The sequence below is a fragment of the Blautia sp. Marseille-P3201T genome, from assembly GCF_900120295.1.
In the GTDB taxonomy this organism is placed as follows: Bacteria; Bacillota; Clostridia; order Lachnospirales; family Lachnospiraceae; genus Blautia.
This window is the reverse complement of record NZ_LT635469.1, coordinates 370,675-394,324: the sequence shown is the minus strand read 5'-3', so window position 1 is coordinate 394,324 and position 23,650 is coordinate 370,675. Positions and strand designations below refer to the sequence as shown.

Genomic DNA, 23,650 nt, shown 5'->3' with positions numbered 1-23,650 from the left:
TCATACACTCTCTAAACATCTTAAAACTATCATTATTTAGTCTATATGCACATATAGGTTATTAAGAAATATTTTGGTTGCACATACAATACACATATAATCATGGAGGTGCAATTATGAAAGATAACAATTTTGTAAACCTAGGTAAACGTATTCGTGAAAAACGCCTATCCCAGAATCTTACCCAAGAAGCTTTGGCAGAAAAAGCAGATGTTGGAACAACACACATTTCGCATATTGAAACAGGCTGTACCAAACTAAGTTTAACAACCTTTATTTCTATTGCAAATGCTCTTGATGTATCTGCCGATGAATTATTATGTGACTGCATTAATCAAGCATCAAATGTATATGAAACAGAAATTTCTCTACTTTTAAAAAACTGTTCAACTAAAGAAATATGCTTTATACATGACCTAGTAAAAAATACACTTATCTCTTTACATAATCGCAACTTAAAATAATCAATAAAGACTGAAGTTTTTTCGCTTCAGTCTTTATCAACTCTATCTAAAAACTTCTAAATCTTGTTTCTCTTGAAGCCACTATTTCATCTTCATTTTTAAGGGACATATTATATATAAAATCAAGAATTTGAACTTGTAGAAAATCTGTAATTACTTTGAACTCTGATGCTCCATTCCCTTCTGGTAATATTTTCTCAATCACTCCTAAATCTAATAAATCTTTTGCCGTCATTTTCATAAGGTTTGCTGCCTCTTTTGCACGTTTTTCATTTTTCCATAAAATAGAAGCGAAACCTTCTGGAGAAAGTATTGAATATGTAGAATTTTCCATAGCCCAAACCTCATTTGCAACAGCTAAACCTAAAGCTCCTCCACTCCCACCTTCGCCTATAAGTATACTCAAAATCGGCACTTTTAAATTGAACATTTCATATATACATTTTGCTATTGCAGATGCTTCTCCTCTTTTTTCAGCCTCAACTCCACATGCTGCACCAGGTGTATCTATAAATGTTATAATTGGTCTTCTAAATTTCTCCGCTTCTTTCATAAGACGAATTGCTTTTCTATATCCTTCAGGGTGTGCCATTCCGAAATTTCTAATAATTCTTTCTTCTGTCGTTTTTCCCTTTTGATGTCCTATAACTGTAACTGGAATATTATCTAAAAAGGCTATACCTCCAATTATTGCTTGATCCTCTCCGGTTTCACCGTCTCCATGAAATTCTATAAATCTTTCAAATACATGGGTGATATAGTCTACTGTCGTCGGTCTATCTATTTTTCTTGATAATTGTACTTTTTTCCAACTGTCCTTATAATCACAAAAAGTGCACACAGAAATTGTTTTACGTTTTCTTTCTATAACCTTTGGCTTTTGGTGAGCTTTAAGAATTTCATAGATACGTTCCTTTAATTCTCTTCTTATAACAATCATATCAAGGAATCCATGTTCATATAAAAATTCTGAGGTTTGAAATCCTACAGGCAACTTCTGTTTTGTAGTTTGTTCAATTACTCGTGGACCCGCAAACCCAATTAATGAATTTGGTTCAGCCAATATCACATCACCTAACATAGCAAAACTAGCGGCCACCCCACCGGTTGTCGGATCTGTCAAAACTGATATATACAATAACCCCGCATCTGAATGTTGTTTTACCGAATCTACTGTCTTTGCCATTTGCATCAAGGATATGATGCCTTCTTGCATACGTGCGCCTCCTGAACAATTAATCATAATAACTGGTAGCTGGGCTTTGGTTGCATTTTCGAATAATTTTGTTATTTTCTCGCCTACAATATACCCCATACTTCCCATCAGATATCTTGTATCACATACACCAAGCATAACCTCTATATGCCCTATTGACGCTTTTCCTGTAATAACAGCTTCCTCTAAATTAGTTTCCTTTTTAATTATCTCTTTTTTTTCACTATATCCTGGAAAATCAATTGGATTTTTATCCAATACATCTGTAAACAGTTCAACAAATGATCCTTCATCTATAATATCCAAAATTCTATTTTCCGAAGGCATTCTAAAATATTTTCCACATTTCATACAAATAAATTTATTTTTTTCTAACTCTTTTCTATAAATCAATTTTCCACATTTCGTACACTTAATCCACATTCCAGGTGGTACTGCTGGTATATTTTCTTTATTTCTATCTGTTCGATTATCTTTGTCATTCATAATGTCATTCCTCTTATTTCTTTATTATCAGCTAAACTTATCTACAATAAAGTCCGTTGTAAAATTCCCTTCTTCAAAATCGCGGTGATTTAGAATAGCATTTTGAAATTCTAAATTAGTTATAATTCCGTCTATTTTTATTTTTTCTAAAACATTTTTCATTTTTCTAATAGCCTTTTTTCGTTCTGAATCATACACTATAATTTTTGCAAGCATAGAATCATAAAAAGGTGAAACACTACAACCATTAAATAATGCAGTATCAATGCGAACACCATTACCACTTGGAAAATAAACATTATTAATTTTTCCAGGACATGGGACAAAACCCATCTTCGGATTTTCCGCATTAATTCTACATTCGATAGCATGACCCTGCAGTAAGATATTTTCTTGCTTAAACTCAAGCGAATAGCCTGCTGCAATTTTTATCTGTTCCTTAACAATGTCAACATTAGATATCATCTCTGTAATTCCATGTTCTACTTGAATACGTGTATTCATCTCAATAAAATAATACTTTCCGAACTTATCAAGCAAGAATTCTACTGTACCTGCACCTTCGTAGTTTACAATTTTTGCAACTTTGATCGCTATATTTCCCATTTCTTTTCTTAATTTTACCGATAGTTTTGGGCTAGGAGCTTCTTCAATAATTTTCTGATGATGCCTTTGAATAGAACAATCTCTTTCTCCCAACTGTATAACATTTCCATATTTATCTGCAAGTATTTGAAATTCTATATGATTTGGCGCTTCTATATACCTTTCTAAATACATCGTTCCATCTCTAAATGAACTATTAGCTTCCATCTGGGCTGTTACAAAGTTTTCATTAAAATCATCTTCTGTATTGGATATCCTCATACCTTTTCCGCCACCACCTGCTGCTGCCTTTATCATAATTGGAAATCCAAGCTCTAATGCCACTTTTTTTGCTTCACACACATCAAAAACGGGAGTCCTGCTTCCTGATATAATCGGAACTCCCGCATTTCTCATCATATTACGTGCTTCAACTTTATTTCCCATTTTACAAATCACTTCTGGTGTTGGACCAATGAATGTAATATTACATACTTTGCACTTTTCCGCAAAAAGACTATTTTCTGATAAAAATCCAAAACCTGGGTGAATTGCCTGAGCTCCTGTTCCTACAGCTGCACTAATAATATTTTCCATATTGAGATAACTATCTCCTGACGGTGCAGGTCCTATACATATCGCCTCATCTGCCATTTTTGTATGTAAAGCGTCTTTATCTGCCTCTGAATATATAGCTACAGACTTAATTCCCATCTCTTTACATACTTTTATAATTCGTACAGCTATTTCTCCTCTATTAGCAATAAGTATTTTTTCAAACATAAAAACTCCTTTCAAACTAAAACAAATAAGGGCTGTCCATACTCCACCAGTTCTTCATTTTTTACTAATATGCTTTTAATAGTTCCGCTATATTCACTCTTAATTTCATTCATTAATTTCATTGCTTCGATAATAGCAAGTGTTTGCCCCTCTTCTACTTTATCTCCCACTTTAACATAATTATCACTTCCGATAGCAGGGGCTGCATAAAAACGCCCCACCAAGGGTGATTTTATAATATTTTCTTCATCAATTCTATTTTTACTTTCACCCTCTATTCTTTCAGTTACAGTTTCCACAGTATCAACTGCCCTTTCATCAATGCCATTTTTGATGATAATCTTCTCATCTCCACTTTTTATACTAAGCTCTGATATATTATATTTGTATACATTTTCTAATAAGTGTACAATTTCTTCTGTTTTCATTCCTTGCCTCCATATTACATGATGTTATAAGAATAAGATTATTAGATAGAATATTCCCTTTTCTTACGCTATCTTTTATACTTTTTTTAACATAGCATATTTTATATTCTTATAGACGATTTTGGATTTACTTGCATATTTTTGTCTTTATTACACAGAAATATCCTTATAAGATGCTCATTTTGCATTTGAAATTTTTCTGTTCCTATGGTAAACTGCTCATTATTATACTTAGGGAGGATTTACTCGTGCTAGTGCTGTATTTATCAACTATTTCACTCGAATGGAAAAATATAGATTCTGATTTAATGCAATTTGTTTCCAAAGAACGAAGAAAGAAAATAAACCAATATTTTCATGTACTTGACAAAAAACTTTCTCTTTATTCTGCTCTTATTACTCGTATCGGATTAAGCACTATATCTGGTTTGAAGCATACCGAATTATACTTTTCATATTCTCAAAATCACAAGCCGCTATTTTTATCTAAGCCTAAATATGACTTCAGTATTTCTCATTCAAATGGTTCTATAATCAGTTGTATATCAGCTAATTCTCCAGTTGGAGCCGATGTAGAAAAAATATCTTATCCACCATTTGATATTATGGATCTCATTTTCAGTCAACCGGAAATTCAATACATTAGCAATGCCTCAGATGTTGAACGAATTTTTAGATTTTACAAAATATGGACGCAAAAAGAAGCCTATTATAAAATGCTTAGAATCGGTCTTACTGGTACTGCAACCCAATGCAACTCTTTAAATCCTGATTTATCTAAATTATTTTACACCTGGCAAGAAGACCATTATATGTATTGTATTTGTGGGAAAAATGTATCTGAACGCTCCTTAATAAAATTGTCAGAAACGGAAGTCCAAAATTATTTTATACCGATATAAAAACAGATTTACAGGATATGTAAAAATTCTATTTCCTGTAAATCTGTCTAACCTTTATTATGAACTTTTTTAAATTCTGTATCTTCAATTAGTCCCTATAGTAAAAGCAGCTATGTCCTCCTCATATCTGCTCTATTTTTCCTCTATGTGATACATCTCATCGCCAAACTCCAGTTCCCTTTTATTACACATACCTGTTCTATGGCATTGTGAAGATGCTGGGAAACGTGATACAATTTTTTAATCAATTTTATTTTCTCTTACAACCTTTTTACAATTTTAGAAGTTTTTACAAGTGCTTCTATTAAAGTTAAACCTGTCAAAATTACAGCAACCCCCATCATAAATAATGTCCATGCTTTGCCCTTATCAAATGTTACCAAAATAGCTATCATTGCTACAGGCATATTTATATACCCTAAACTTGTTGCCCATTGAATAAAAAAATTCGGCCAAAACTTTTTCTCTTCTTCCACTTCATTCACTGTTTTCACTTTTTTAGCGAAATAAAACATACAGACTATAGATACAGCTATCAGTATTATCTTCCATACGCAATTAGCTTTCGTTTCCTCTGGTGGAAAAAAGGTATCTATCATGATAACTGCTATTCCAATGATAAACGCTATTTCACTATACAATCCTGAATAAGCGGAATCTTTCATGTCATTTACTTTTTTTTCTAAAGCAGTAATTACAGATTGGTGATACTGTTTTGCACTTTTTTTATTTCCGTTCATGTAATAAATCCTCCATTAATAATAATAACATACCATTTCATCTCAATTATATCTCCCGAAAACTATAACTTTTTCAACCGATACCCCACATTGACCAGCGTTTCGATAATATCATATCCCATCTTTTTTCTTATCTTCCATATCACATATTCTACTGTTCTGTATGGTATCTGATCATCATGATAATGAATCCCCCATACAGAATGATAAATATTTGTCTTTGGCATTACCCAGTTTGGCTTTAAAGCCAGTAGGTATAAAACTTCAAATTCCCTGGGTGTCAGGTCTATCTCCTTTCCTTCGTAGATAACCTGATAGGACATTGGATTTAACTGTAATTTCCCATTGCCCAACACTACATTCTCTTTATATTCTGGAAAAACATACTTCATGTGTATGCCTCCTCTTGATTTGTAAATTCAACTTTTCTCATTCCAGAAAGAAATACTGGACGAAAACTTCCCGCCCAGCACTTCTTCAATTATCAGTTATTTTAATGTACTCTCTATATCCTCCGCTGCCTTTTCTATAATTTGAAGATACTCTTGGAGCTTTTCAGACTGGATATTTTTTTCTGCAAGTGAATTGATTAGAAAGCAACTTGTTTTTATGCAGCTTAGCGGATTTCGGATATTGCTCTGCAGTTCCGCCCGCATAGTACGATAATCATTTTCTATATCCAGTGTCATTGTTACTGCCCTCTCACAAATATCCAGCAGTTGATTGATACACTCTGCCAACTCTTGCACCGGATCATTCAAATACCTGCACCTAACTCTTTGTTCCAAACATTGTTCAGAAAGAATATCGTTCAAATCATTTAACAGCAGTCTACATTCTCTATCACGTTCCATTTCTACAGCTCCATTCATGCACGATAATCAATAATAGAAAATTCCTTTTTCTCCGGTCGGTATTTGTATATAAGATCATAAGCGCCATAATTTTCGTCTAAATCTTCACTTATGTAAAGAGCAGATATTCCCAAACTTTTTGCTGCATGATAAGTAAGTATTGCAAGTTCTGCCTTGCTCTGCTCTTGCATTCTTTTGAATAAATCGAATATCACAACAACCTTCCTGCCTCCGGAAAAGGCACGCGCACAGATACATCTCATTTTTTCTCTATGATTAAGATCCGAAGGATATTTTTGTAATAAGTGCCCTATGTCAAAAGCCTTAACCAATTCCTCTATATTGGATTTATCTCCATCTAACAGACTTGGCATAGAAATGTTTTCTTCAATCGTCATAAATTCAATCAGCGGAAACTCTTCTGCTGCTATTCCAAACAAGCGCCTGTTTAAAAGAGAACGACTATTTTCGTCCAAATCAAGCCAGTCTTTATTACATACAAATATCTCTCCTGTTTTCGGTTTTTTATATCCGCAAAAGATTTCAAAAAGTATCCGTCCAAACTTTTCCCCACACATAAAATAGCAAACTTCTTTGGAATTTACCTCAATGTTTAAATTTTGTATATAGGCTTCCTCATCTGCCATATTTTCAACTAGAAATGGATACATAGTTCTTCTCTCCTTTTCTATAATGGAAATGCACCAGAAAACTATCCCTTATGGTTTTATCTGGTGCATTTCCTTTTGCTTCATTTGTGTTTTTAAATTTTATAACCAACCGGTTACTACTGCTGTACAGTTATTGTATCCACTCTGAACACAGTCATGAAGACAATCATTAGGATCACAATATTGCACTTCCACATCAAATGTTGCTTTCTGCATTTTTTTCTCTACTTCACCCATATTTTTTCTCCTTTACGCTTACAACCAACCAGTTACTACTGCTGTACAGATATTTTCCTCTACAACACAGTCACTCAAACAATCATCAGGATCACAATACTGAACTTCAATGTCAAATTCTTCTTCCTGTGCTTTTGGCTCCATATTCATCATAGTGATGCCTCCCTTCATGAAATTATTTTAAAATTGTCAAATGACAACTTAAAAATCTTTTCTTATTTTTTCTACAATGCTTTCCTTATTGAAAGATTTAAACACAATTGCAGGAATAACTCCCGAAAGAATTATAGTTACAACAGATAACGTTATCGCCGGCCATAGTAGCAATTTATAGGTCATAAACCAAATTGCATTACAGATTATTTTTACCATTGTACTGTCTACTAAAGCAGAAAGTACAATTCCTAATACCGTCGAAGACAAAGCATATAACAATCCTTCATTCACAATAAGCCTAATCAACTGCTTTGTTGTCATACCGATACTTTGCATTACTGCATATTCCTTTTTTCGTGTTATGATATTTGTAATCATCAGATTTATAAAGTTAATAAATCCTGAAATGCCCAGAATCATACTAATAAATCCACCGATAATATAAACAGTATCCTTAATACCGCTCAAACTATTTCTCAGCATTATAACTGAACTACAGCCGATTTCGCCTTCTTTCTGTTCAACAAGTTTTTCTAGTTGTTCTGTAACCGCTACTAATTCTTCTTTATCTACATTAAACGAAAAACTCATCAAAGAAGGATTTTCGTATATATTTTTAAATGTGTTCTCTGAAATATAAAACATGGGAGCGTCCCCTCCAACAGCGGTAATTCCTGTTGTCACATTAGGGACTTCATACTCCGTTGAAGTCACACTCATCTGAGCAATCACTTCAAGCTCACGTTCTTCTTCTCCGTTACTGTGAACTTTGATTTTATCTCCGATTTCACATTGAAAATCCTCTGCATTTACTGAAGACTGTCCTTGCTTTTTTCGTACTGCTTCAACAACATAATTTCCTTCTTCCAGCTTTTGATATAACTCTGTAACTGAAAGATCACCTGCTATTTTCAGAAAATCACATCTCTGGAAGACATTTTCGTTACAGCCATATACATTACATACCGGAAAGTCATCATATCCTAACGGAATATAATATTGATCCACCATGATACCGGCTTTTCCATCTTCTTTTACCACATCTTCTTTATTATACGTCAGTCCATAATCAATCGTAATATCTCTGTCATCTAAAGTATTCTTATATATAAATCCTTTATCTTCCATTTCAAACTGATTTTCGATCAGTTCTACTATGTTTTCATCAAGACTGTCCGTATGTTGTATATAGCCTTTAAGGTTATTAAAGGTATTTCCATTCGCAATTACCACATCTGCTGCGCACTGTTCTTTTACCGCTTTGTCAATATCAATGCTATTTACTATAATTAAAGTAGAATTAAGCAGCATACAGCAAAGTGTCATGGATATAACAATAAATATGCTTCTTTTCTTCTTTCTCTTCACATTTGATAAGGCTAATCTCCAAACAGAAATTTTCTTTGTATGCTTTATTTTCTTACCTTTCTCCTTTTTCTCTGAATATCTGAGAGCTTCTATAGGAGAAATTTTAGAAATTATATTGATTGGTTTTCTTACACTGACTAATACAGTAAAGATTGTAAAAATGGCTGCCCCAATAAAAATAATTACATTTGGCGAAACCTCTACCGATAGATTTGAATACTCATTCGTAATAAATCCAATCGCAAATGGCAAGATTGCCTTTCCAAGAAAATATCCTATTAATAATCCACATGGCAGCGCAATCAGCAATAGCCACAATGTTTGTATACGGACTAAAAACTTTATCTGTTTTTGAGTAGTTCCTATTGTTTTTAATAAACCGTACTTCTGTACATCTTGTAAAACAGAAATTTCAAAAATATTGAAAATGAGTAAATAACCTGCGAATACAAAAAGCAGTGCAAAAACCAAACCGATAAAAAGTACAGATACATTCATTTCCGGATTGGTAATTCTGTTAACTGCACAAGCAATGTAGTTTTCTGCATTGGCATCTTCCGGATTTCCACCCAGGCTCAACACAATATCGTGGAGCTGCTTTTCCATATTGTTGGTATTTTTAAATGCTACATCTGAAAAATATGTTCCGGCATATTGCCTGTCTTTGTCAAAGGTATATGGAAATATTTCTTCATTTGCCTGCATAAATTTATCTGATACTAACATCAGACTGCTCTGTGAATTTGATGCTTCCCATATTCCAGAAACAACCATTTTATATTGATAAGTCTGATCTCGCAATTCAAATTCTATTTCAACTTCTGCGCCTACTTTAGGCTCTACTCCCAAACTTTCTAATGCTCTATCCGTTGTTGCAATTTCGTTTTCTTTTGTAGGCGCACAACCTAATATAGGAACGGAAAAGGTCAATTCCTGCTCAATAGAATCCATATAATCTAATTCTATATTATGTGTTTTCGCATTGCTTAAAAATCCAATCGGTCTTCTAAGACCGACAAAATCAACTCTTTCATCTTTTGATAATTTTTCAAACTGTTCCTCTGTCATGTAACGTATATCAGCATCTGCTTTACTTCCTTTTTGTTTCTGCAAAGTAAGCTGGACTGACTCATACGCTCCTACCCCCGTTGTTATTAGGGTAGCAAATAATACCGTTGTTAAGATCATGGCCAAAACAGCAACGATATTTCTTGTTCTATTTTTCAAGAAATCTTTCTTTGCTAGTTTCAGCATACATTTCTTGTTTCTGGTCGAATACACGCTGTCCCCTCCTGTTATTATATATCCATAATCTTTCCATCTTGAATTCTGATAATCCTATCTGCCATTTGTGCTAAATTCATATTATGGGTAATCATAACAATAGTTTGACAGAACCGCTTACTGGTTTGCTTTAACAATCCCATCACTTCAAGGCTTGACTGCGTATCAAGATTTCCTGTCGGTTCATCAGCCAAGACGATAGCAGGCTTCGTAATCAAAGCTCTGGCAATCGCAACTCTCTGCTGCTGTCCTCCCGATAAATCGCTTGGTAAATTTTCCAGTTTTTTATCAATTCCTAAAATCGTGATAATCTTATCCAGGAACTCCTGATCCACTTCATTCCCATCCAGCTCTACTGGAAAAACAATATTTTCATAGACATTTAATATCGGAATTAAATTGTAATTCTGAAAAACAAATCCAATATTCCTTCTACGAAAAATTGTTAATTCTTCTTCGTTTAGCTGCCCTATGTTTTTTCCCTTTACTAAGACATTTCCGGAAGTGGGGATATCCAATCCTCCAATCATATTTAGTAACGTGGATTTTCCACTTCCAGAAACGCCTACAATAGCAACAAATTCACCTTCCTCTATTTTCAATGAAATACCGTCCAATGCTTTCGTGATATTTTCACCTGAACCGTAATACTTTTTCAAGTCCGTTGTTTCAAGTATGGCCATACTGTCGATTCCTCCATCCCGCAATTCTTTTAGCTTCTATAAATCCATAACCATATAGGGTTTAAGATTTCCTTTATATCCATAATCTCACCTTCCCATGCTATTGAAAAACTCCTCTATTTCTACAGAGTCAAAATAAAATTCTGTAATTTTTCCATTTGTAATTCGATATAAAGCCGGAACTCCTGCAATTAACATATCTTCGTATTTTGTAATAGAAGCATAATCAATTTCTGGTGTCTGAATATCCGTATAGATATCCCCTACCTGTGAACCAGGGAATGCCGGAATATCCTCTGGAGTAATGGTTACAAAATTAAAGCGCATACGTTTTCCATAATCATTCTTCATATTTTGATATTTTTCTTCCGATTCGCCTGGTAAAAATACCTTGTTTCCATCACTATCCACATATCCTATCTTTTTGTTATATTTGGATCGCGTTTCCGTCCAGTTATATTTCTGTAAAGGGCGGTTTTCTCTTAAAGCATAATCTACAAAATATACATTATCATTTTCTGCCGCAAAATTCAGCATTTTATCTTTCACCTGATTACAAAACGGACACTGAACCATGTAAAAATAAACGTAGTAATCCTCCTGGTTCTGGTTAAACATATCCTTCAAATTGATTTTCGTAACATTTTCGTATGGATCTTCCTCTGAAACTGCGATAGCAGCCTCTTCCCCTGTTGAGTAAGCAAGAACATTTTCTGCATTGAAAGATACGGTCATCACTGTAGCTGCTGTTAATAACCCTACTGTTTTTAAAAGTCTTTTTCTATTCTTCATAACTAATTCCCCCATAATAATTTTTCTAAATGTCCTTTTTGTTTTTCACAAAACTTCTGGAAGATTTCCTCATCACTCTGCATTCCCAGAGTAAAATTGATACAAGAATGGCAAAACAGGTTCACATCACAGTCCTTACATTTTTCCATTCTCCAAGGTCTTAACTTTTCCAATTCCTCTTTCCATGCCGGGTTCTCAATAATTTCTGTAATCGGTGTTTCCAGCAGATTTCCCATAAAAAGATTTTCTAAATTGCTAAGTGGAGCGCAAGGATATACATCTCCGTTTTCACTGATATTTAACTCTTTTTTACCAGGCTGACATAATGCACATCTTAAATGCTGCTTTTCCAATTTCTCTATGTATTCCATTGGTGGAAGTAATTCTCTTTGGTTCTCTTCTCCTCTTCCTGAAGGAGCAAATCTTCGGATCAATGGTTTTACATCTAACTCTTCACATAATTTATAAAAGTCCTGATCATGTCCATAGGTGTATTTTGTTTCCAACATGGAAACAGATACTTTTTCCATTCCAGCTTCTTTTAATTTTTTGATCCCGGCAATCACCCGGTCATAAATCCCTTCTCCTCGCACTTTTGTGCAGCTATAGGAATCAAAACCATCAAGACTAACAGAAACACCATCAACATTCTTTTTAATGATTTCCATAAGCCGGTCATTCAACAGTAACGCATTTGTAGACAAGGTAATTGCACCTTTATAATTTGCTCTTAAATATTCCAATATCTCACAGAAATCAGGACGGATTAACGGTTCCCCACCGGTCAGGTTAATCTGTTCTGGATTTAAAACCACCACCTGATCAATTACCTTTTTCCAATCTTCCGTATTCATGTGATCTACTTCTTCTATGCAGGCAGACGCCACACAATGTTTACATCTTAGATTACACCTATTGGTCAAAGAAAGATATACGATCTGATACGGATAGGTTATCTCATTTTTCATCTGTTCTTCCGAAATATAAAAATGAATCCGGCACAGCTCCTGAAATAACTTATAGGCATTTTTCTTTACCACAGTATCTTCTTCCTCAATGGTAAACTCTCCATTGTTCTCTTCCAGATATTTTTCCAGATACTGAAAATAAGCCTCTGAGGTTTTTACAAAGCCTCCATTTCTGGTGTTACATAAAACAACTCTTTCTTCACGTACTAAAACTTTTGCATTTGGACTTCTCATATACATATCCGGTTCCCTCCTTTACAACTCAATGATAAAGTCTGCATTTTTTTCTGCATCTACTTCATGCGAAAATAAAATAATAATACTCTTCTGTTTCAAGTGTTCTATCATATCATAAAATTCTTTTTTAGAAACACTATCCAGGTTTGATGTAGGTTCGTCAAAAATATATACAGAACGTTCCCTACACACTGTCCGGATAATACCTATTTTCTGCGCCTGCCCGCCTGAAACACTTCCAGTATCAATAAGTTCCGACTCTAATGTACGCCCCATTTCTTCCAAATCTTTATAAAATGATAATAAGGAAATATATTTTTCTACTGGAATAGGGTCGTTTAGAGAAATGTTATTTCTTATGGTGTCACGAAAAATCGGTGGCTTTTGAAAACAAATTCCTATTGTTTCTGTAAGTATTTCCCTGGAAAAATTAGTAATGCTTTTCCCATCTAATAATATCGTTCCTGAAAAGTCATTCCAGATTTTTAACAGGATACCAGCCAGTGTACTTTTTCCTGAACCATTTTTCCCTTTAATCAGATAAATAGAGCCCTTCTCAAGACACATATTCAAATTTTTTCTATATACTTTTACATCTTTATAACTGAAATTTACATCTTTTATTTCAATTTTTGATATATCCATTTGCTTCACCCTACAATCTCATTAATTCGATCCATTGATACTTTTGCCTTCTGGAACTGTCCAATTACAAGCATGATTGAGGACAACGGATTAAACATTCTTTGTGTGTACATAATAATCACTGTCAGCTCTCCAAACTGTACCTGTCCGTTAATCACCATAACACCACTGATTGCCAATACAATCAAAAAAGTAGCGGTACTAATGAGCTGCGGTACTGAACGATTATAGGCCATTAACATATTTTGCTTTAGGATTTCATTTCGCAAAGAAGTTTCATTCCTGCAAAACTTATCTATATAATAATTTCTTCCATTTAAAGCCAGATACTCGTAAAGATTACTCACAAATTCCTTAATCAAACCATTCCCAATATCCATTTTTCCCATTACTTTTCTGGACTGCCCCATGATTTTTTTGTTAAAGAAAATCTGGATAGCAATAAGAATCGGATAAATCAAAAGCATAAACCAAAAGATAACCGGATTAATCTGTATTAAAATTACCGCTGTAATAATCACAGTCACAATTTGTATCAGCAGATCAGAAAGCATACGGGAAGATAACATTTCTATGTTATTAACATCTGCATTCATGCTGGTCATAAATAGATTTGATTTCTTCTCTATTTCCTTCCCATCAACCTGAAACATTGCTTGTATCAGCAATAACTTGATTTTAACAATAAAACCATTTGACATTTTGCAAAACAGATAACTCAATGCCAATGCCACTGTAATAGATACAAGCTGGCATATAGCCATATATGCAACATTAGAAATCACAGCCCCTGGATCTTTTGCCGGAACCGCTTTATCCAGAATATTGGTAATTAACTGAGGATAAATATAGGTCACTATAGCGTCCATAGCTACCAATATAATCCCAAACAGATAACCCCATTTATACTTTCGTATCTGCTCCAAAACAACATTCTTTTTCTTCATAACACACATTCCTTCTCAAATGTTCAACCAGATTATACAGGGTACAAACATCACCTACTTTTATGGTATGATAATCCAACTTCGTAATTTTTAATTCCCTATATATCCCGCTGATAAAATCGTAAAAATTAAAGAAATTCACTCCTGTAATTTGGGAAAGAAATGGATACCTGCTGATTTCGTCAAGGGAAGATGTGCAGCCAAACTCTAACAATCTCCTATGTACTTTTTCCAAAATCATCTGTCCCACTTCATCAGTCTGGAGCTTTCCTACACACTCTAAATCAATTTCTTCTAAAGGATCATCTGTCTTTTCCAGTATGTTTAATGCCTCCTGTATGCTTTTTATATTCGGTGCTGTTTGCATAGCTCTGGCCAGAAGACCTGCCACATAAGCATTTCCCTTTGAAGTCCCCTTAAAAAAATTATATCGTCCAGATTTTCCTGCAACAAATATCGGTGAAATATCCGCCAGAACCTGAACGCTTGCCGCCCTGTCTACAAGAACTTTTTTCTTTGCATCTGGTAATAATTCTCCCACGCCAATCACACTTTTATAAATTGCCGGTATGGTATCCTTTGCATTATTACATTCCGAAGCACAGATAATCTTTCCCTGTTTTTCCAGGTCATTACAAATATCCCTCAATTCCTTTTCCATAGCAGGATCAAGCATTTGTGTTACGGAAAGACTTAAACAAATAAGATCTACCGGTAGTTCCCTGCACTTTTCCAGCGCAGCAAGCAGTAACGAACTGGTCGTTTTTCCTAATTCATTTACAATCTTTATAGGATAAAATTGTGCCTGCTCTGCAAATTGTAAGATACAATCAATGCAGTTGGTTCCATGACCAAAAACATCATCAAAATTTTCCTCTTCAATAACTTCATCTTCTTCTGCACTCTTTTGAAAAGAAAATCCCTGAATTACATGCTCCATGATTTCCTGATTTTGTGTATCTACACCGGAGTCTACAACTACCACTTTGGGACTATACATGGAATCCCTCCAATATATATTTGTACTTTTTATAAATCCGATAAACAATATCTCTTTCATTGCACTGGAAAGCAGAAACAGTATAGTAATCTCCGGTATATGCTTTATTAATCAGTTTACATACCTGGCTGGAACAATTCTGTTTAAATGTACAATCTCCGCACCCTGTCACTGGAATTTCGTTAATCTTATGGAGAGCCTCTAGTTTTTCCGGTTGCAATCCTTTCCAAACATCTCCCAGCCAATAATCCACTTTATCAGCAGCTAATGCGCATGGGTAAATTCCACCATCCGCAGATATATGGAATGTATTTGTTCCACCGTCACAGCCAGTACGTCTTCTGAAGGTTGCCTCTTTAATATTAAACAATAAATACTGCGCTGCTTTTTTATCTTTTTCTATCATGTAATCCATGATTTTTTCGTAGTTTTCATAATATATCTGCATATCTTGTTGGTTCCATGCAGCTCCGGCATCTAATGCAAAAGTTACTACTCCCATATCCATCTGATCCAGATAAATATAATTTTCAGCCATAGCCGGAAGAGTTTCCTTATTGACAGTCATTCTGACCCGGATATATTCACCCTGTTCTTTTAAAAATTTTAAGGTTTCCATTACTTTATCAAAGGAAGACTCACCATTTGGATAAATACGGTTTGTATCATTTGTTGTCCTGTTTCCATCAATGCTTACAGAAATCTGTACCTTACCCTTTATAAAATCATAAATATCCTTTTCAAACACTGTTCCATTTGTTGTCATTGTAAAAATGATATGACCATCATACCGCTCTTTTAAGGTTTCTACAATATACCGAATAACATCAAAATTCAGTAATGGCTCACCACCATGTAAAGCCACATTAATCCGTTTTCCTGCTGCAACAGTTTCATCAAATTTATCGGTAAAATATTTGATTGTCTGTTCTGCTGTTTCCAATGTCATTGTTTTGGGCTGCTTATGTACATAGCAGTATTTACAAGCTAAATTGCATTTTTCGGTTACCCAGAATGTAATATTCATACGGTTTCCCCCTTTCTTATGGAATTAGTATACTTACAAAATCTTACCAAATTATTACACCAGGAAAATATGTATAAATACAAAAGTGTCCCTGCAGGAAGACCTACAGGGACAGGCATTAAATTTTCTTGGTATTTCTACCAATATAATGTTACCACCTCATTACAATAGTTGGGAACATTCAGCTTACAGTCGTAATAACAGTCATCTGGATCACAATACTGGACTTCTGCGTCAAACGTAGCTTCCTGAATTCTTTTTTCCATATCGTGTTCCTCCATCTTACCATATCTTTGTAAAATGTGCATCGCAGTTATCTACTCCTTCATGAGTACAATCATGATAGCAATCACTCGGATCACAATACTGAACTTCTACATCAAAGGTGACTTCCTGGATTTTTTTGTCCATTTTTTCCATATAGCATTCCTCCTCTAATCTACTATTGCTGCATAAATCATAGAATACAGTTTTATATGTTTTCTTTTTAGTGCATTCATAAAACCTTCTTCTACCTTAATGATGTCCAATGTGTATTACAGTGGTTTTCAGTCATTAAGCAATCATAATCGCAGTCATCTGGATTGCAGTATTGAACTTCTACATCAAATAACTCTTCCTGCATTTTCTTTTCAAGCTCTAACATATTCTCCGCCTCCCTTCATTTATATTTTGGTTTATCAGCACTTTTATGCTGTAAATCACCTCATCTACAGATTCCTAAGACGGTCTGTAATACTTTTTTTCTCCCAAAGATAAATTCCTACTTCAGAAGCTATAATAGATATTATCAAATATAGTATTATTACGGTAATTGCTGGAAGTAATGTAAATCTAAAAGCTAAAAACCAGTTGGAAAAACATATTGCCTTGACTACAGTAATACTGATAAATGCAGCAAATATAAAGCCACCGATTGCGGCATAAAAAACATATCCCACACTTTCTCTCATAATCAATTCACGAAGCTGTTTCCTGGTGGCACCTATACTTCTAAATGTTGCTAATTCCCTATTTCTCACGATTAGATTTGTAAAAATAATATTTATAAGATTTACAACTCCAATTACACCTAAAACTCCTCCTATTAACACACATAAAATACGAACTAACATTTTATAGTTTTCGATTTCTGCACGCCTTTGCTCTGTTGTTTCAAATCCTACATCAGGAAATTCTTGTGAGATCTGACTCAATATTCTCTTCACAGCAATAGCATCTTTCTCATCTGCATCAAAAGAATAATTTACCAAATTACCCTCTCCATATAATTCTTTAAACAAATCTTCTCCTAAATAAAACCACGGACCTAAAATAGTACCTCCTCCAGTTGCGTGTCCACCTACTACTCTTTCAGACCTGATAACAACAATCCTAGCCAGCACTTTTACTTTTTTAATCAATTTTCCCGCTTTATATATCTCTATATCTTCCCCTAAGGCAGGCGAATTGTTAAAAAGATTCTCATTTGGAACTCCATTATCATTTTTCATAGAAGCTACAAGAGCATAATTCCCACTTTTTAATTTTTCTTTTATTGTGGCACGATCTTTTTCACCATCCCATATTTCCATTTTGTCAATAAAGTTCTCAGAAATTCCACATACATTACACAATGCTCTCTCATCTTTTGCCAATGTTATTGGACCATAATTAGTTGTTGCTTCATTTGTAACTACTCCGTCAACTTCTATATTGGGACTGTATTGTTGTATATCAATACCTTCACTTCCCCATTCAAAACTTATATCAGCATTATCTACCGTATTCTTATATAATTTTGTTCCATTTTGAACCATAGAATTATCTTCTAATTTCTGTATAGCTTCTTCATTCAGTGCTGCAGAAGATTTGACATATCCTACGCCTGGGTTTAATGCATCTTTAGATGCAACTAAATAATCTCTACGCATCTTAGCATTAACATACTTTTCTTCATCAAAACTATTTGAAATAGTCCATAAAGAGTTCACAAATATAACACTTAGTATAAGGGAAGTAAATACTAAAACTGTTCTTTTTTTATTCCTTTGCAAATTGTTCCTTGCTATATTTCCAATAGAACGAACATCCTTTTCAGCAGTTTTTTTCTTTATCTCTGTGTATTTTGCTGTTTCAATTGCAGAATACTTGGCTGCCTTTCGGGAAGGTCTTCTCATACTCAAAAATACTGTAATCAATACAAAAACGACTGTTAAAACAAAGATAGCCGGGTGTACAGACTGGACAACTGTAAGCTCTTCTTCACTATATTCCCAATTTTTCAAAACAATAGGTAACAGCAGTCCCCCTAACCCATATCCAATCAACAAACCAATCGTAATACCAATACAAGATAGAAAAAGCATCTGTTTTCTCATTAATCTCTTAATCTGTTTGCCGGTCATTCCAATCGTTTTCATCATTCCAAATTCTTGAATATCCTGCATCACACCTATATCAAAAATATTATAAATTAAAAGATATCCACATAGCACAAACAAACATCCGAAAAGAATAATGGAAAGAATAATCCCACTGTTGCTCTCTCCAGCATTACTGATAGGATTTATTGATATTTTTATGAAATCTTTTCCCCGAGCATCCTCTGACTGTCCCCCTAGATCCTTAACATATTCTTCAAGATATTGTTCAACATTGGTTTTATTTTTCATGCAAACACTGGCAAAATAAGTTCCAGCAGTTTCTCCATCTTGTTGATAAGAAACTTGTAGCAAATCTGAATTTTGATTCAAAAATTCTTCTGAAACTATCAAATAACTTGTATTCTTATTAGTTTTATACCAGCCTGATAGTTTCATATTAAACGTATAATCTTTGTCACGCAGAGTAAAGGATACCGGAATTTCAGCTCCTATTTTCGCCTGTGTTCCTAATTCTTCCAATGCTTTATCAGACACAACAATTTCATTTGCTGCCTTTGGTTGCTTTCCTTCTTCTAAATCAAGATAATATAAATCCATTCCTTTTGAATCAAAGTAATCTATTTCAATTGAATGTTTTTTCGTTCCATTCACAAAAGAAATAGGAATTCTACAACCAACTGTTTCAAATAAATTAGAATTATTTACTTCATGAAACTGATCAGTATTCAAATATCGTAATTCCGCATCCCATTTTGCTCCAGATAATTTTAGCTGTGTTTCCTGAATGGATTGCATACCGCCAAATCCAATTTCCAATACGGATGTGAATAAAATGGTCGTTAAGGTAATTGCCAATACAAGAAGAAGATTTCTTTTCCTATGTACTTTCAAATTTCCCTGAACCATTTCTTTGATTATTTTCTTTTCATTACTCATACGATTTTACCATCTCTCATTCTTATAATCCTTGATGCTGTTTCTGCAATTTCTTTACTATGGGTTATCATAATAATCGTCTGATTGTAACGCTCTCCTGACTCCCTGAGCAGTCTAAGCACTTCTTCGCTGGATTCACTGTCCAGATTTCCTGTCGGCTCATCTGCCAAGACAATATCCGGCTTCGTGATCATTGCCCTGGCAATGGCAACTCTCTGCTGCTGTCCGCCCGATAAGGTGTTCGGTAAATTTTTCAACTTATTTTTAATACCCAGAATTTCTACAATCTCTTCAAAATATGCTTCATCAATTTTACTGTTCCCTAAATAAAGTGGTAACAATATATTGCTTTTTACATTCAGTGTTTGAAGAAGATTATAATTCTGAAATACAAATCCGATATGTTTTCTTCGATACACCGTCAGTTCTTCCGATTTCATTTTTGTTATATCTTTTCCATGTATCAGAACCGTTCCCTCTGTCGGATTATCCAATCCGCCCAGCATATTCAGTAATGTTGTCTTACCGCAGCCTGACGGCCCAACAACAGCAATAAACTCGCCTTCTTCAACAGAAAGATTGACCTGATCCAATGCCTTCACACAAATCTCTCCGGTACGATAATACTTTTTCAAATCTGATGTTTTAACCAATTCCATGTTTCTCACCTCATGTTTTATTTTAATATAATCTACAATCCTTACTGAATTATTACAGGCATAAAATAAATCTAATCCTAAAATTAGAAAATGGTTCTTGCATTAAAAACAAGAACCACTTTCTGTAATTTGTCAATTTTTACCAGATTGTTGTCATATCGGCATCACAGTTATTGACACCTTCATGTTTGCAATCGTGATAACAATCACTTGGATCACAATACTGAACTTCGACATCAAATGCAACTTCCTGGATTTTTTTCTCCATTTTTTCCATATAGTGTTCCTCCAGTCTTACCAAATTTCTGTAAAATGTGCATCACAATTGTTAACGCCTTCACCGTAGCAGTCATGATAGCAATCACTCGGATCGCAATACTGGGTTTCTACGTCGAATCCTAATTCCTGAATTTTCTTTTCTAATTCTTTCATGGTTACGTTCCTCCTTATAACATTGAAGTAAAATGTGTGTTACAGTGTCCAGGTGCTGTTAAACAATCATGAGCACAATCATCTGGATCACAATACTGAACCTCTACATCAAAAGGCTCTTCCTGCATTCTCTTTTCAAGTTCTAACATATTATCCGCCTCCTTTCACTTATATTTCTGGTTTATCAGCATTTTTATGCTGTAAATCATCCTATCTACAAATTTCTGAGGCGTTCTGTAATACTTCCTTTTTCCCAAAAATAAATCCCTGCCTCAGAAGCAATAACAGCTATTATTAAGTACAACACTATGACAATAGCTGCTGGAAGTAATGTAAATTGAAAAGTAAAAAGCCAAACAGAAGAACAAATCCCCCTAACTGCTGTCATGCCGATTAGTGTTGCAAGTATAAAGCCACCAACTGCAGCATAGAAAACATATCCTATACTCTCCCTTATAATCAGTTCACGCAACTGTTTCTTTGTTGCACCTATGCTTCTAAATGTTGCTAATTCTCGGTTTCGCACAATTAGATTTGTAAAAATAATATTCACAAGATTTACAATTCCAATCACACCTAAAATTCCTCCGATTAAAACACACAGTATTCTGACCAGTGCTTTATAATTTTCGATTTCAGAGTGCCTTTGCTCTGTAGTTTCAAATCCAACATCTGAAAATTCTTGTGAAATCTGGTTCAACATTCTTCGTACAGCAGGCGCATCTTTCTCATCTGCGTCAAAAGAATAATTCACTAAATTGCCTTCTCCATACAATTCTTTAAATAAATCTTCTCCTAAATAAAACCAAGGTCCTAAAATAGTATTATCACCAGTTAAACTATCTCCTGATATCTGTTCTGAATCCACTACCAAAATTTGTGATAGCACTTCTGCTTTCTTCAGTGGTTTTCCATTCTTATAAATCGTCACTATTTCACCAATATCTGGTAAATTCTCTAATGCCTGACTACTATAACCACCCTTTGTATTTTTAGAAACAGCAGCCAAAATATAGTTCCCACTTTTTAGCTTTTCTTTAATGGTGGCAATATTGCTTTCCCCATCTAAAATTTCCATTTTATCAACAAAATTCTCAGAAATACCACACACATTACATAATGCTTTTTCATCCTTTGACAATGTTACCTGTCCATAATTTGTTATTGCTTCATTTGTAATTACGCCATCAACTTCTACATTGGGCATATATTCTTTTATTTCAATTCCTTCATTGCCCCATTCAAAACTTATGTCAGAATTATCTACTGTATTTTTATATAATCTAGTACCATTTTGGACTATAGAATTTTTCTCTACTTGTTCCATGACCTCCTCGTTCAATGCCGCCGAAGATCTAATATATCCAACACTCGGATTTAAAGTGTCTGTAGATGCAATCAAATAGTCCCTCCGCATTCGTGCATTAATATATTTTTCTTCATCAAAACTATTCGAAATAATCCATAAAGAGTTAACAAAGATAATACTTAATATAAGTGAAGTAAACACTAAAGTCGTTCTTTTCCTATTCCTTTGCAAATTACTCTTTGCTATGTTTCTAATAGAACGAATATCTTTTTCAGCGGTTTTTTTCTTTATCTCTGTATATTTTGCTGTTTCAATTGCAGAATACTTAGCCGCTTTTTGAGAAGGTCTTCTCATGCTTAAGAATACTGTAATTAATACAAAAATAATTGTTAAAGCAAAAATAGCTGGATGCACTGATTGTACAATGGTAAGTTCTTCCTCACTATATTCCCAGTTTTTCAGAATGACTGGTAGCAAAAGGACACCTAGCCCATATCCCAGAAGCAAGCCAATCGGAATACCGATAAGAGATAAAAAAAGCATCTGTCTTCGCATTAATCTCTTGATTTGTTTACCTGTCATTCCAATTGTTTTCATTATTCCAAATTGCTGAATATCCTGCATAACACCTATATCAAAAATATTATAAATCAATAGGTAGCCACATAAAATAAATAACGCTGCAAAAAAGAATATCGAAAGAATCAATCCCGTATTTCCATCTTCTGAATATAATACATAGTTCACTGCTATGTGAATATATTCTCTTCCATTAGAATCCTCAGTTTGTCCTCCAAGGCTTTTCACATATTCTTTAAGGTTTTGCTCGATATTTTTTGTGTTCTTCATGCAAACGCTAGCATAATATGTTCCGGACACTTCTTTATCATCATCATAAGTATTCTTTGTCACTTCAGGATTGTGTTCTAAAAATGTTTCTGATACAATTAAAAAATCAGCCTTAGGATTTCCTGTATACCAACCTGCCAATCGCATATCAAAATTATATTCTTGACCTCTTAATGTAAAAGACACCGGAACATAACTTCCTACTTCCTTTTTTATTCCCAGTTCTTCCAATGCTTGCTCAGATAAAAGCACTTCTTTCTCATCTTCTGGCATCTTCCCCTCTTTCAAAGAAAGATAATAAGCTTCCATACCACCTTTATCTAGATAGTCTATTTCAATAGGTCGCTTTGTTTCTCCTTCCAAAAATGCGATTGGAATCCTTCCTCCCACGCTTTCAAACAACTCCGAATTTTGAACTTCCTGAAACTGTTCTTTATTCAAGTATCGAAGTTCTGCATCTGCTTTTAATCCCGAAAGTCTTAACTGTGTTTCCTGAATAGATTGCATACCGCCAAATCCAATTTCCAATACTGAGGTAAATAAAATGGTAGTTAACGTAATCGCCAATACAAGAAGAAGATTTCTCTTTCTATTCACCTTCAGATTACCCTGTACCATTTCTTTGA

At 34.2% G+C, this 23,650-nt stretch carries 28 protein-coding genes; 2 read left to right on the top strand and 26 right to left on the bottom strand.

The features are described 5' to 3' along the window. The first annotated feature begins 116 nt into the window (after nt 1–116). A complete protein-coding gene (locus BQ7352_RS06800) occupies nt 117–464 on the top strand; it encodes a helix-turn-helix domain-containing protein (RefSeq protein ID WP_025578786.1) in 348 nt (115 codons plus the stop codon). Between the two features lie 46 nt (nt 465–510). Here BQ7352_RS06800 and accD read toward each other — a convergent pair whose 3' ends face one another. The 3 genes from accD to BQ7352_RS06785 are packed head-to-tail and all read right to left on the bottom strand — an operon-like array spanning nt 511 to nt 3,962. Further along, entirely contained in the window at nt 511–2,166 is a 1,656-nt protein-coding gene (accD, locus tag BQ7352_RS06795) for an acetyl-CoA carboxylase, carboxyltransferase subunit beta (protein ID WP_072448089.1), read from the bottom strand. A gap of 27 nt (nt 2,167–2,193) precedes the next feature. Next, nucleotides 2,194–3,534 carry an acetyl-CoA carboxylase biotin carboxylase subunit gene (gene accC, locus BQ7352_RS06790; RefSeq protein WP_072448087.1) on the bottom strand — a complete coding sequence of 447 codons (1,341 nt, stop codon included), beginning with the start codon at nt 3,532–3,534 and terminating at the stop codon, nt 2,194–2,196. A gap of 11 nt (nt 3,535–3,545) precedes the next feature. Beyond that, nucleotides 3,546–3,962, bottom strand: a complete 417-nt coding sequence (locus BQ7352_RS06785; protein WP_072448085.1) for an acetyl-CoA carboxylase biotin carboxyl carrier protein — start codon at nt 3,960–3,962, stop codon at nt 3,546–3,548. Nucleotides 3,963–4,210: 248 nt separating this feature from the next. Between BQ7352_RS06785 and BQ7352_RS06780 the strand changes: the two genes are divergently transcribed. Continuing rightward, nucleotides 4,211–4,864, top strand: coding sequence for a 4'-phosphopantetheinyl transferase family protein (locus tag BQ7352_RS06780; protein ID WP_072448083.1), 654 nt, complete (start codon nt 4,211–4,213; stop codon nt 4,862–4,864). A gap of 260 nt (nt 4,865–5,124) precedes the next feature. Here BQ7352_RS06780 and BQ7352_RS06775 read toward each other — a convergent pair whose 3' ends face one another. The 23 genes from BQ7352_RS06775 to BQ7352_RS06705 all read right to left on the bottom strand — a co-directional run bounded on the left by BQ7352_RS06775 (nt 5,125) and on the right by BQ7352_RS06705 (nt 23,465). Further along, nucleotides 5,125–5,604, bottom strand: coding sequence for a hypothetical protein (locus tag BQ7352_RS06775; protein WP_072448081.1), 480 nt, complete (start codon nt 5,602–5,604; stop codon nt 5,125–5,127). Nucleotides 5,605–5,666: 62 nt separating this feature from the next. Then, nucleotides 5,667–5,996, bottom strand: a complete 330-nt coding sequence (locus tag BQ7352_RS06770; protein WP_055173346.1) for a winged helix-turn-helix domain-containing protein — start codon at nt 5,994–5,996, stop codon at nt 5,667–5,669. 96 nt (nt 5,997–6,092) lie between these two features. After that, the gene (locus tag BQ7352_RS06765; protein ID WP_143143382.1) at nt 6,093–6,458 is read right to left on the bottom strand and encodes a hypothetical protein; all 366 of its coding nucleotides are present in this window, start codon (nt 6,456–6,458) and stop codon (nt 6,093–6,095) included. Nucleotides 6,459–6,472: 14 nt separating this feature from the next. Then, nucleotides 6,473–7,129, bottom strand: coding sequence for a P-loop NTPase family protein (locus BQ7352_RS06760; RefSeq protein ID WP_072448077.1), 657 nt, complete (start codon nt 7,127–7,129; stop codon nt 6,473–6,475). 99 nt (nt 7,130–7,228) lie between these two features. Next, a complete protein-coding gene (locus tag BQ7352_RS14535) occupies nt 7,229–7,366 on the bottom strand; it encodes a hypothetical protein (RefSeq protein ID WP_159430638.1) in 138 nt (45 codons plus the stop codon). A gap of 18 nt (nt 7,367–7,384) precedes the next feature. Next, nucleotides 7,385–7,519 carry a hypothetical protein gene (locus BQ7352_RS15005; protein ID WP_256280322.1) on the bottom strand — a complete coding sequence of 45 codons (135 nt, stop codon included), beginning with the start codon at nt 7,517–7,519 and terminating at the stop codon, nt 7,385–7,387. A gap of 48 nt (nt 7,520–7,567) precedes the next feature. Next, nucleotides 7,568–10,171 carry an ABC transporter permease gene (locus BQ7352_RS06755; RefSeq protein ID WP_083429872.1) on the bottom strand — a complete coding sequence of 868 codons (2,604 nt, stop codon included), beginning with the start codon at nt 10,169–10,171 and terminating at the stop codon, nt 7,568–7,570. A 17-nt stretch (nt 10,172–10,188) separates the two neighbouring features. After that, the gene (locus tag BQ7352_RS06750) at nt 10,189–10,857 is read right to left on the bottom strand and encodes an ABC transporter ATP-binding protein (protein ID WP_072448075.1); all 669 of its coding nucleotides are present in this window, start codon (nt 10,855–10,857) and stop codon (nt 10,189–10,191) included. Nucleotides 10,858–10,944: 87 nt separating this feature from the next. Beyond that, on the bottom strand, nt 10,945–11,649 hold the full coding sequence (locus BQ7352_RS06745) for a hypothetical protein (protein ID WP_072448073.1): 705 nt from the start codon (nt 11,647–11,649) through the stop codon (nt 10,945–10,947). Nucleotides 11,650–11,651: 2 nt separating this feature from the next. Then, nucleotides 11,652–12,857 (bottom strand): radical SAM/SPASM domain-containing protein, encoded by a 1,206-nt coding sequence (locus tag BQ7352_RS06740; RefSeq protein WP_072448071.1) that lies wholly within the window; start codon nt 12,855–12,857, stop codon nt 11,652–11,654. Between the two features lie 15 nt (nt 12,858–12,872). Continuing rightward, complete coding sequence (locus tag BQ7352_RS06735) at nt 12,873–13,499, bottom strand: ABC transporter ATP-binding protein (RefSeq protein WP_072448656.1); 627 nt, start codon at nt 13,497–13,499, stop codon at nt 12,873–12,875. A gap of 5 nt (nt 13,500–13,504) precedes the next feature. After that, the gene (locus BQ7352_RS06730) at nt 13,505–14,446 is read right to left on the bottom strand and encodes an ABC transporter transmembrane domain-containing protein (protein ID WP_072448069.1); all 942 of its coding nucleotides are present in this window, start codon (nt 14,444–14,446) and stop codon (nt 13,505–13,507) included. Further along, nucleotides 14,403–15,446: a S8 family serine peptidase gene (locus BQ7352_RS06725; RefSeq protein ID WP_072448067.1), complete on the bottom strand. Its 1,044-nt coding sequence runs from the start codon at nt 15,444–15,446 to the stop codon at nt 14,403–14,405. The genes BQ7352_RS06730 and BQ7352_RS06725 overlap by 44 nt, the downstream gene beginning before the upstream one ends. Beyond that, nucleotides 15,439–16,473, bottom strand: a complete 1,035-nt coding sequence (locus BQ7352_RS06720) for a radical SAM protein (protein ID WP_072448065.1) — start codon at nt 16,471–16,473, stop codon at nt 15,439–15,441. Before BQ7352_RS06720 ends, BQ7352_RS06725 begins: the two co-directional genes overlap by 8 nt. A 137-nt stretch (nt 16,474–16,610) precedes the next feature. Then, nucleotides 16,611–16,739 (bottom strand): hypothetical protein, encoded by a 129-nt coding sequence (locus BQ7352_RS15000; RefSeq protein ID WP_256280321.1) that lies wholly within the window; start codon nt 16,737–16,739, stop codon nt 16,611–16,613. Between the two features lie 16 nt (nt 16,740–16,755). Beyond that, nucleotides 16,756–16,893 carry a hypothetical protein gene (locus BQ7352_RS14530; RefSeq protein WP_159430637.1) on the bottom strand — a complete coding sequence of 46 codons (138 nt, stop codon included), beginning with the start codon at nt 16,891–16,893 and terminating at the stop codon, nt 16,756–16,758. A gap of 91 nt (nt 16,894–16,984) precedes the next feature. Next, nucleotides 16,985–17,119: a hypothetical protein gene (locus BQ7352_RS14995; RefSeq protein ID WP_256280320.1), complete on the bottom strand. Its 135-nt coding sequence runs from the start codon at nt 17,117–17,119 to the stop codon at nt 16,985–16,987. Between the two features lie 64 nt (nt 17,120–17,183). Next, the gene (locus BQ7352_RS06715) at nt 17,184–19,775 is read right to left on the bottom strand and encodes an ABC transporter permease (protein WP_072448063.1); all 2,592 of its coding nucleotides are present in this window, start codon (nt 19,773–19,775) and stop codon (nt 17,184–17,186) included. After that, nucleotides 19,772–20,434, bottom strand: a complete 663-nt coding sequence (locus BQ7352_RS06710) for an ABC transporter ATP-binding protein (protein ID WP_072448061.1) — start codon at nt 20,432–20,434, stop codon at nt 19,772–19,774. The genes BQ7352_RS06715 and BQ7352_RS06710 overlap by 4 nt, the downstream gene beginning before the upstream one ends. A gap of 139 nt (nt 20,435–20,573) precedes the next feature. Next, entirely contained in the window at nt 20,574–20,702 is a 129-nt protein-coding gene (locus BQ7352_RS14990; protein ID WP_256280319.1) for a hypothetical protein, read from the bottom strand. Nucleotides 20,703–20,728: 26 nt separating this feature from the next. Next, the gene (locus tag BQ7352_RS14525; protein ID WP_155512147.1) at nt 20,729–20,866 is read right to left on the bottom strand and encodes a hypothetical protein; all 138 of its coding nucleotides are present in this window, start codon (nt 20,864–20,866) and stop codon (nt 20,729–20,731) included. 14 nt (nt 20,867–20,880) lie between these two features. After that, complete coding sequence (locus BQ7352_RS14985) at nt 20,881–21,015, bottom strand: hypothetical protein (RefSeq protein WP_256280328.1); 135 nt, start codon at nt 21,013–21,015, stop codon at nt 20,881–20,883. Nucleotides 21,016–21,080: 65 nt separating this feature from the next. Further along, nucleotides 21,081–23,465 carry an ABC transporter permease gene (locus BQ7352_RS06705; RefSeq protein WP_159430636.1) on the bottom strand — a complete coding sequence of 795 codons (2,385 nt, stop codon included), beginning with the start codon at nt 23,463–23,465 and terminating at the stop codon, nt 21,081–21,083. Between the last annotated feature and the right edge of the window lie 185 nt (nt 23,466–23,650).

Bases quoted from the DNA above. Each gene is read 5' to 3' on its own strand.
- BQ7352_RS06800 (WP_025578786.1), top strand. From the start codon at position 117: ATGAAAGATAACAATTTTGTAAACCTAGGTAAACGTATTCGTGAAAAA.
- accD (WP_072448089.1), bottom strand. From the start codon at position 2,166: ATGAATGACAAAGATAATCGAACAGATAGAAATAAAGAAAATATACCA.
- accC (WP_072448087.1), bottom strand. From the start codon at position 3,534: ATGTTTGAAAAAATACTTATTGCTAATAGAGGAGAAATAGCTGTACGA.
- BQ7352_RS06785 (WP_072448085.1), bottom strand. From the start codon at position 3,962: ATGAAAACAGAAGAAATTGTACACTTATTAGAAAATGTATACAAATAT.
- BQ7352_RS06775 (WP_072448081.1), bottom strand. From the start codon at position 5,604: ATGAACGGAAATAAAAAAAGTGCAAAACAGTATCACCAATCTGTAATT.
- BQ7352_RS06770 (WP_055173346.1), bottom strand. From the start codon at position 5,996: ATGAAGTATGTTTTTCCAGAATATAAAGAGAATGTAGTGTTGGGCAAT.
- BQ7352_RS06765 (WP_143143382.1), bottom strand. From the start codon at position 6,458: ATGGAACGTGATAGAGAATGTAGACTGCTGTTAAATGATTTGAACGAT.
- BQ7352_RS06760 (WP_072448077.1), bottom strand. From the start codon at position 7,129: ATGTATCCATTTCTAGTTGAAAATATGGCAGATGAGGAAGCCTATATA.
- BQ7352_RS14535 (WP_159430638.1), bottom strand. From the start codon at position 7,366: ATGGGTGAAGTAGAGAAAAAAATGCAGAAAGCAACATTTGATGTGGAA.
- BQ7352_RS15005 (WP_256280322.1), bottom strand. From the start codon at position 7,519: ATGATGAATATGGAGCCAAAAGCACAGGAAGAAGAATTTGACATTGAA.
- BQ7352_RS06750 (WP_072448075.1), bottom strand. From the start codon at position 10,857: ATGGCCATACTTGAAACAACGGACTTGAAAAAGTATTACGGTTCAGGT.
- BQ7352_RS06745 (WP_072448073.1), bottom strand. From the start codon at position 11,649: ATGAAGAATAGAAAAAGACTTTTAAAAACAGTAGGGTTATTAACAGCA.
- BQ7352_RS06740 (WP_072448071.1), bottom strand. From the start codon at position 12,857: ATGTATATGAGAAGTCCAAATGCAAAAGTTTTAGTACGTGAAGAAAGA.
- BQ7352_RS06735 (WP_072448656.1), bottom strand. From the start codon at position 13,499: ATGGATATATCAAAAATTGAAATAAAAGATGTAAATTTCAGTTATAAA.
- BQ7352_RS06730 (WP_072448069.1), bottom strand. From the start codon at position 14,446: ATGAAGAAAAAGAATGTTGTTTTGGAGCAGATACGAAAGTATAAATGG.
- BQ7352_RS06725 (WP_072448067.1), bottom strand. From the start codon at position 15,446: ATGTATAGTCCCAAAGTGGTAGTTGTAGACTCCGGTGTAGATACACAA.
- BQ7352_RS06720 (WP_072448065.1), bottom strand. From the start codon at position 16,473: ATGAATATTACATTCTGGGTAACCGAAAAATGCAATTTAGCTTGTAAA.
- BQ7352_RS15000 (WP_256280321.1), bottom strand. From the start codon at position 16,739: ATGGAAAAAAGAATTCAGGAAGCTACGTTTGACGCAGAAGTCCAGTAT.
- BQ7352_RS14530 (WP_159430637.1), bottom strand. From the start codon at position 16,893: ATGGAAAAAATGGACAAAAAAATCCAGGAAGTCACCTTTGATGTAGAA.
- BQ7352_RS14995 (WP_256280320.1), bottom strand. From the start codon at position 17,119: ATGTTAGAGCTTGAAAAGAAAATGCAGGAAGAGTTATTTGATGTAGAA.
- BQ7352_RS06715 (WP_072448063.1), bottom strand. From the start codon at position 19,775: ATGAGTAATGAAAAGAAAATAATCAAAGAAATGGTTCAGGGAAATTTG.
- BQ7352_RS06710 (WP_072448061.1), bottom strand. From the start codon at position 20,434: ATGGAATTGGTTAAAACATCAGATTTGAAAAAGTATTATCGTACCGGA.
- BQ7352_RS14990 (WP_256280319.1), bottom strand. From the start codon at position 20,702: ATGGAGAAAAAAATCCAGGAAGTTGCATTTGATGTCGAAGTTCAGTAT.
- BQ7352_RS14525 (WP_155512147.1), bottom strand. From the start codon at position 20,866: ATGAAAGAATTAGAAAAGAAAATTCAGGAATTAGGATTCGACGTAGAA.
- BQ7352_RS14985 (WP_256280328.1), bottom strand. From the start codon at position 21,015: ATGTTAGAACTTGAAAAGAGAATGCAGGAAGAGCCTTTTGATGTAGAG.